This window comes from bacterium (assembly GCA_035307765.1).
Lineage (GTDB): Bacteria > Sysuimicrobiota > Sysuimicrobiia > Sysuimicrobiales > Segetimicrobiaceae > Segetimicrobium.
Window position 1 is genome coordinate 59,408 of sequence record DATGHU010000028.1, and the last position, 7,859, is coordinate 67,266.

At 67.3% G+C, this 7,859-nt stretch carries 5 protein-coding genes, 1 tRNA gene and 2 rRNA genes; 2 read left to right on the top strand and 6 right to left on the bottom strand.

Annotation, left to right across the window (positions count from 1 at the left end; all coding sequences use genetic code 11):
- Nucleotides 1-75 precede the first annotated feature (75 nt).
- The 3 genes from ftsH to VKV57_09330 all read right to left on the bottom strand — a co-directional run bounded on the left by ftsH (nt 76) and on the right by VKV57_09330 (nt 3,744).
- Complete coding sequence (gene ftsH, locus VKV57_09320) at nt 76-1,986, bottom strand: ATP-dependent zinc metalloprotease FtsH (protein ID HLW60107.1); 1,911 nt, start codon at nt 1,984-1,986, stop codon at nt 76-78.
- Nucleotides 1,987-2,073: 87 nt separating this feature from the next.
- Nucleotides 2,074-3,552, bottom strand: coding sequence for a tRNA lysidine(34) synthetase TilS (gene tilS, locus VKV57_09325; protein ID HLW60108.1), 1,479 nt, complete (start codon nt 3,550-3,552; stop codon nt 2,074-2,076).
- A 115-nt stretch (nt 3,553-3,667) separates the two neighbouring features.
- Nucleotides 3,668-3,744 (bottom strand) — tRNA-Met (locus VKV57_09330).
- Between the two features lie 35 nt (nt 3,745-3,779).
- On the opposite strand from VKV57_09330, the gene VKV57_09335 reads away from it, so the two are divergent.
- Both VKV57_09335 and ald read left to right on the top strand, forming a co-directional pair.
- Entirely contained in the window at nt 3,780-5,231 is a 1,452-nt protein-coding gene (locus tag VKV57_09335) for a dipeptidase (protein ID HLW60109.1), read from the top strand.
- Between the two features lie 308 nt (nt 5,232-5,539).
- On the top strand, nt 5,540-6,652 hold the full coding sequence (gene ald / locus VKV57_09340; GenBank protein ID HLW60110.1) for an alanine dehydrogenase: 1,113 nt from the start codon (nt 5,540-5,542) through the stop codon (nt 6,650-6,652).
- Between the two features lie 60 nt (nt 6,653-6,712).
- Here ald and rpoZ read toward each other — a convergent pair whose 3' ends face one another.
- From rpoZ to VKV57_09355, 3 genes are all read right to left on the bottom strand, one after another.
- Nucleotides 6,713-6,913 (bottom strand): DNA-directed RNA polymerase subunit omega, encoded by a 201-nt coding sequence (rpoZ, locus tag VKV57_09345; protein ID HLW60111.1) that lies wholly within the window; start codon nt 6,911-6,913, stop codon nt 6,713-6,715.
- 171 nt (nt 6,914-7,084) lie between these two features.
- A 5S ribosomal RNA gene (gene rrf, locus VKV57_09350) occupies nt 7,085-7,201 on the bottom strand.
- Nucleotides 7,202-7,343: 142 nt separating this feature from the next.
- Nucleotides 7,344-7,859, bottom strand: a 23S ribosomal RNA gene (locus tag VKV57_09355); the annotation flags it as partial.

Sequence of the window (7,859 nt, forward strand, 5' to 3'; positions counted from 1 at the left end):
GTGTCGTCGCCTCAAAACCGAGCGGGGAAGCAGCCCGCCGGCTCCTTCCCCGCGATCGTCACGTCCCGGCCGCGCCTACCCGGTCGCCTCTGGCTTCAGCTTCGGTGGGATCGCCTCGGGCCGAGGGAACGACTTCACCTCCTGGGTCGCCGGCGGGGCGGCCACGACCTCCGGGACCTCGGGCGGCAGCGGTCGGCCGGCAATCAACGCGTCGAGCTCATCGCTCTCCAGGGACTCCCGCTCCAACAGCGCGTGCGCGATCCGGTCGAGGACGCCCTGGTGCTCGGTGAGCATCGCCCGTGCCCGCCCGTAGCACTCGTCGATGATCCGACGCACTTCCTTGTCGATCTCGTACGCGATCTCGTCGGAGTAATTCCGGCTCTCCACCAGATCCCGACCGAGGAACACCGGCCCGTGCTTCGTGCCCAGCGTGAGCGGCCCCAGCTTGTCGGACATCCCGAACTCGGTGACCATCTTCCGCGCCAGCTCGGTCGCCTTTTCGAAATCGTTGGCGGCGCCGGTCGTGATCTCCGCAAAGACGATCTCCTCCGCCACCCGACCCCCCAGGATCGCCGTGATGTTCGCCAGGATCTCGCTGCGCGTCACGGTGTACTTCTCCTCCTGCGGCAGCGGGATCGTGTACCCGAGTGCCATCCCCCGCGGCAGGATCGTCACCTTGTGCGGCGGGTTGGCCTGGGGCACCAGCTTCCCGAGGAGCGCGTGCCCACCCTCGTGATAGGCGGTGAGCTCCCGCTCCTTGGGCGAGAGGATGCGGCTCTTCCGCTGCGGCCCGGCGATCACCCGCTCGATCGCTTCGTCGAACTCGGGCATCCCGATCCGCTTCTTCCCCCGCCGCGCCGTGAGCAGGGCCGCCTCGTTGACCATGTTCGCTAGATCCGCCCCGCTGAACCCCGGGGTGCGCCGGGCCAGCACATCGAGCTTGACGTCCTCCCCGATCGGCTTCCCCCGGGCGTGGACGTCGAGGATCGCCCGCCGCCCCTTCGCGTCCGGGTTGTCGACCACGATGCGCCGGTCGAACCGCCCCGGCCGCAGCAGCGCCGGATCGAGTATGTCCGGGCGGTTGGTCGCGGCGATGACGATGATCCCCGAATTCGGATCGAACCCGTCCATCTCCACCAGGAGCTGGTTCAACGTTTGTTCCCGCTCGTCGTGGCCGCCGCCTAACCCCGCGCCGCGCTGCCGTCCCACCGCGTCGATCTCATCGATGAACACCAGACAGGGGGCTGACTTCTTGGCCTGATCGAAGAGATCGCGGACTCGGCTAGCCCCCACGCCGACGAACATCTCCACAAACTCGCTGCCCGAGATGGAGAAGAACGGCACCCCGGCTTCCCCCGCGATCGCCTTCGCCAGCAGCGTCTTCCCGCTGCCGGGCGGGCCCACCAGGAGCACGCCGCGGGGGATCTTGGCCCCCAGCGCCTGGAACTTCTTTGGATGGCGGAGGAACTCGATGATCTCCTCCAACTCTTCCTTGGCCTCGTCGACCCCGGCCACGTCGTCGAAGGTCACGCGGGTCTTCGCCTCGGTGTGCAGCCGGGCACGGCTCTTTCCGAAGGACATCGCCTGGTTGGAGCCCGATTGGGCCTGCCGGAGCATCAACATCCAGAGGCCGACCAGGACGAGGAAGGGCAGCATCGTCGTCAGCAGATTGGGCCACAACGACGACTTGGACGAGGGTTCCACCGTGATCTTCACGCCGTGGTCGCGCAGGGTCTCCAGATACGAGCTATCGCCCTTTGGCACGTAGGTCCGAAACTGCTTCCCGCTCTTGTACTGCCCGGAGACGGCATCATCGCCGATCGATACCTGGTCGATGTGCCCCTGCGTCGCTTCCGTCACGAACACGCTGTACGGGATGACCTCGCTCGAGGTGCCCCGGCTGTTGTACAGCGGCAGCACCAGATACAGGACCACCACGAGGATCAGGGCCCACACCAGCAGGTTCCGAACGTACTTGCTAAACACTCACGCATCCCCCTCTGGGACAGTCCCCGCAGCGCCCGGCCGTCCGACCCGGTGCCGAACCCTCAAAAAAATTATAACACAAACATTTCATGCCAGGAGCGGACGGGCCGCGACGCGCACCGCGCGCGTCGTCGCCTCGGTGACCTGCGCGCGCTCCGACGCCCGCATGCCGATGATCCACAGGATTTCTCCTCCCTCAGTCGTCAGCACCGGGACGAACGCGCGACGGTGTCGCGGGACCTTCGCCTCGCCCAAGTAGTCGGCGATCGTCTTCGTCCGCCCGTGCATCCCCGCCGGGGCGAATCGGTCCCCGGGGCGAGGCCCGCGCAGGATCAGCTCCGACCCAATCGCGGCGCCGTCGAGGACGATCTCGTCCGATTGCGGCCGGCCCATCCGCACCTCCACCAACCCGTCGCCCGCCACCTCGGTCGCCCTCAGGTGGAGGCCGAACTCGATCGCCACCACCCGGCCCGGCACCGGCACCCGATACTCCGCCGGGTTCGCCACGGGATCGTCCATCGCCACCTCGGCACCGCCCGGGAGCCGGGCGACGCGAACGCCCCCGGGCAGGACCACCCTCGATCCCGCGCGTCCCTCCAGCACCAGTCGACGCGCTCCCTCCAGGTGAACGAATCCAACGGCGTGCAAGTTCCCGCGCACCCGGCGGACCGCCTCGCGGATCGCCCGGCGCTGCAGCGCAACCGGTAGGCGGCGAAACGGTTCGCGCGCCACGATCACGGCGCCCCGCCGGCCGGACAGAGCCCTTGCGATCTCTGGGGCGGCGAGCGACTCCAGCGCCCCGACCTCGTCCCGCAACAGGCCGGCCAGCCTGACCAGCGCCTGCCGCACATCAGGATTATACCCTTCCAGCACCGGGATGAGGACGCGCCGGATCCGATTTCTGAGGATGGTAGGGTCCTGGTTCGTGGAGTCCTCGCGCCAGCCGATCCCGCGCGATCGCAGATAGCCCTCGACGTCGTGCCGCGGCGTGTCGATCAGCGGCCGGATGATCCGCACCCCCCCTGCCGTCCGGACCGGTGGAATCCCCCCCAACCCCTCGGGCCCGGTCCCGCGGAGCATCCGCATCAGCACGGTCTCGGCCTGATCGTCTGAGGTATGCCCGGTGGCCAGCGCCGCGGCGCCGGTTTCGCGGGCCACCCGGGCGAAAAACTCGTAGCGGAGTCGCCGTCCGGCATCCTCGAGGGACAGGCCTTCCCGATCGGCGAGCGCCCGCGGATCGGCCGACGCGGCATGGCACCCCAACCGCAATGCCCGGCTCATCGCCGCGACGAACGCGGCATCCTCAACCGCGTCCGGGCGGAGGCCGTGGTTGAGATGCGCCAGATGGATCGTCAGGAGAAGATCGTCGCGCAGCTCCGCCAGGAGGTACACCAGAGCGGTCGAATCGGGCCCCCCCGAGGCGGCGACGATCACGGTCTCGCCGCCGTTCAGCATCCGGTAGCGGCGGAGCGTCTCGCGCACGCGTTCCACGATCGTCCGGGCGGCCTCGTCGCCCCCCGGCGTCCGTGAGGAAGTGTTCACCGCGGCAGTAGAATGTCGATCCATGGGACCGCGCCACACGCGGAGGGAGGCACGACGGCGAGGGGCCCGTCTCTCACGCCGGCCTGATTCGCCGGGGAGTCGAGGCGTTCCTGGACACAGAAGGCATATGCGGACACGATGGTGGCGGCGGAGGGCTTCGAACCCCCGACTCCGCGGGTATGAACCGCGTGCTCTGGCCACCTGAGCTACGCCGCCAAGCGTGCTTTCATTATAACAGGGAGGAGCCCGAGGTGTCAGCGAGAACCCTCCCGCATACCCCGACCGCGTCGATGACGACACCCTGTGAGTTCGCCCGCGCCTGCGGGCCCCGGTTCGAGCTGGAATTGTGCGAGTGGCTTCGCATCCCCAGCATCAGTACGCTTCCGGCTCACCAGCCGGATATGGACCGGGCCGCCGCGTGGCTGACCGGGCACCTCGGGGCGATCGGGTTCGAGGCCCGGGTCATTTCGGGGGACGGGCACCCGCTGGTGTACGCGGAATGGCTGAGGGCACCGGGGCGTCCCACGCTCCTCGGCTACGGGCACTACGACGTGCAACCGGCGGACCCGCTCGAGGCGTGGACGACTCCGCCGTTCGAGCCGTCGGTGCGGGGGGGAAATCTCCACGCCCGCGGGGCGGCCGACAACAAAGGGCAGATCTTCACGCTGATCAAGGCCGCGGAGGCTTACCTCGCCACCGGAGCCGCCCTGCCCGTCAACGTCAAGCTGCTCGTGGAAGGCGAAGAAGAGTGCGGCGGGAGTGTCCTCGAATCGTACATTCGCGCCCACCCCGACCGTCTCGGCGCGGATGCGGCAATCGTCCTCGACTCCGGCATGATGGCGCCGGGGATTCCCGCCATCACCCTCGGGCTCCGCGGTATCGCCAGCGCGGAAGTGGAGGCGCGCGGTCCGGTGCGCGATCTTCACTCCGGCCTGTACGGCGGGGCGGCGCCGAACCCGTTCCTCGCCCTGGCGCAGATCCTCGCCGGCCTCAAGGATGCCGGGGGGCGGATCTTGATCCCACACTTTTATGACCGCGTCATCCCCCCCGATCCCGAAGAGCGGGAAGGCTGGGCGCGGCTCGGGTTCGACGACGCCGCCTTCCTCCGCGAGGAAGTGGGAGCCCTCGCGTTGGTCGGGGAGTCATCGTTTTCCGTCCTCGAACGCCTGTGGGCCAGGCCGACGCTCGATGTACACGGCATGCCTGGGGGGTTCATCGACGAGGGAGTCAAAACCGTGATTCCGGCGCGGGCCCTGGCGAAGGTCAGCATGCGGCTCGTGGCCCGCCAGGATCCCTTCGAGATCGCCGAGCACTTTACGGCCCACGTCCGCCGCCTCACGCCTCCCGGCGTCCAGGTCACCGTCCGTCGCCGGGGAGGCGCCCCGGCCGTGCTGATCGATCGACGTAGCCCGGCGATCGCAGCCGCCAGCACCGCGTTCGCCGAGGCGTTCGGCCACGACACGGTGTACATCCGGTCGGGAGCGACGGTGCCGGTCGTCTCCCAGTTGAGCGATGGCCTGAAGATCCCGACGATCGTCACGGGGTGGGCGCTGCCCGACGCCAACTGGCACAGTCCCGACGAGAAGCTGTCCCTCACGCAGTTTCACCGCGGCATCGAGGCACTGATCCGGTTCGTCGAGCGCTTCGGGGCCTCGGCCAGGGGGAGCGACGGAACGAAAACAGCGAGGCCACATTCAGGTTAAGCCGGGTTGGCTCCGAAGAGCTACCTCACTCTCACCCTGATGTGGCGCTCGCTGACAGCGCACACTCTAGCACACTTCGCCCAACGCGCCAATCCGGAACTGTCGTTTGATTCATCGCCGGGTGGTGGGGATATCCTGTGGGCATGCGCCGGCGCGGCGGGCGAAGCGTGCGCGAACGCGCGGTGATCAGAGAATCGACGCGATCCGGCGAAATCTCTCCGCGCCGCCCGCGGCTTCCGTCGGGGCCAGGAGGACCACCGAGAATCGTGGAACACTGACAGCGTCGCCGAGGAGAGAGGAGCCCCAGGGTGCGAATCGGTGTCCCCAGGGAAATCAAAGATCAGGAAGGGCGGGTCGGCATCACCCCGGCCGGCGTCCGCGAGTTGGTCGACGCCGGCCACGCGGTAGTGATCGAAGCGGGGGCCGGCGAAGGCAGCGGAATCGCGGATCGCGACTACGAACGGCGGGGCGCCCGCATCACCCGGTCAGCGGCGGAGGCCTGGGGCGCGGAAATGGTGATGAAAGTCAAGGAGCCGCTCCCCGAGGAGTACGGATACCTCTATGCCGGCCAGATTCTCTATACCTACGTCCATCTGGCCGCGGTACCGGAACTCACCCGGGCGCTGATGAAATCCCAGACGGTGACCATCGCCTATGAAACGGTCCAGCTCCCCGACGGGGAACTCCCGCTCCTCACCCCGATGAGCGAGGTCGCGGGGCGAATGGCCGTTCAGGAGGGGGCTTTCTATCTGAAGAAGACCGCGGGCGGGAAGGGCACCCTGCTCGGCGGGGTCACCGGCGTCCCTCCCGCCAACGTCGTGATCATCGGCGGAGGGGTGGTCGGGGCGCACGCCGCCAAGATCGCTACCGGCATGGGCGCCCAGGTGACGGTGCTCGAGCGCAACCCCCGGCGGATGGCCTACCTCGATGACGTCCTCCACGGGCGGGCCATGGCGATCATGAGCAACGCGGTGACCCTAGAGCAGTCCGTCGCCTACGCCGATCTGCTGGTCGGCGCCGTCTTGATTCCGGGGGCACGGGCCCCCCGTCTCGTGACCGAAGCGATGGTCGAGACGATGAAGCCGGGGTCGGTGATCGTGGACGTCGCCGTCGATCAGGGCGGGTGCGTCGAGACCACCGACCCGACGACGCACAGCCACCCGATCGTCGTGAAGCACGACGTCCTGCACTACGGGGTGACGAACATGCCTGGGGCGCTGCCCCGAACGTCGACGTATGCGTTGACGAACATGACGATCCGGTACGCGTTGGAAATCGCCGGAAAGGGATGGAAACAAGCCGCGCTCGACGACCCCGCGCTGGGCCACGGGGTGAACACGGCGGAGGGACACCTCACCCATCCCGCCGTCGCCGCGGCCCACGATCTGGAATACACGCGGCTGGATGCGCTTCTGGCATAGAGGGAAGCACCCGCGCTATTGCCAAGGATTGGAAGCGCGGGTGGAAAGCGACGCGGGGGATTACTCCTTCGGCTTTTCGACCCGGATCTTTCCGGCGGCGATCTCCTCGAGGGCCACGGTCACCGGGTTGTTGCTCGCCACGTCCACCATCGGCAACTGCCCTTCCTTGAGGACGCGCGCCCGCTTCGACACGGCCACGACCAGCACGTACTTGTTCTCGATCTTTTCAAGCAGCGACTCAAGGGAGGGCCGGATCATCATGGTCAGATTCCATCCTCTCGGAATAATCTGTGCAGATGCCCGCTAGGGGCGTCTGATAGCACAACGTCAATCTGAGGGTGACGGCACGCGGGTCAGCTGATGGACCGGCACGCGGAACAGCTACTAATCAGAGGTGGGGGAGAGCCGAAGCTCTCCCCCACTCGACAATACCCCCGGCAGCGACCTACTCTCCCACGCAGTTGCCCGCGCAGTACCATCGGCCCAGGAAGGCTTAACGACCGTGTTCGGAATGGGAACGGGTGTGACCCCTCCGGCATCGCCACCGAGGAATTTTGTGGGCGGGGCCATACAGCCCCAACAAGCTCAGCCATGGCTCGTGCGTTCGGATCCCGGCTCCGCGTGCGAATGAAGCCTTAGCCTGCGACTCCGAGCCACGGTGCAAGCTCCATACAGCTACCCCTAAGGCAGTACCTTCAAGCCCTCGACCGATTAGTACCGGTAGGCTCAAGACCTTACGGCCCTTTCACCCCCGGCCTATCAACCAGGTAGTCTTCCTGGGGTCTTACCCGGTTACCCGGTGGGAGGCCTCATCTTGGGGTGGGCTTCGCGCTTAGATGCTTTCAGCGCTTATCCCGTCCGCACATAGCTACCCGGCGCGTGCCCTTGGCAGGACAACCGGTACACCAGAGGTGCGTCCACTCCGGTCCTCTCGTACTAGGAGCAGCTCCCCTCAAGCCTCCTGCGCCCGCAGTGGATAGGGACCGAACTGTCTCACGACGTTCTGAACCCAGCTCACGTACCGCTTTAATGGGCGAACAGCCCAACCCTTGGGAGCTACTACACCCCCAGGATGCGATGAGCCGACATCGAGGTGCCAAACCTCCCCGTCGATGTGGACTCTTGGGGGAGATCAGCCTGTTATCCCCGGGGTAGCTTTTATCCGTTAAGCCACGGCGCTTCCACTTGCCGCCGTAGGATCACTAGG

Bases quoted from the DNA above. Each gene is read 5' to 3' on its own strand.
- tilS (HLW60108.1), bottom strand. From the start codon at position 3,552: ATGGATCGACATTCTACTGCCGCGGTGAACACTTCCTCACGGACGCCG.
- rpoZ (HLW60111.1), bottom strand. From the start codon at position 6,913: ATGATGATCCGGCCCTCCCTTGAGTCGCTGCTTGAAAAGATCGAGAAC.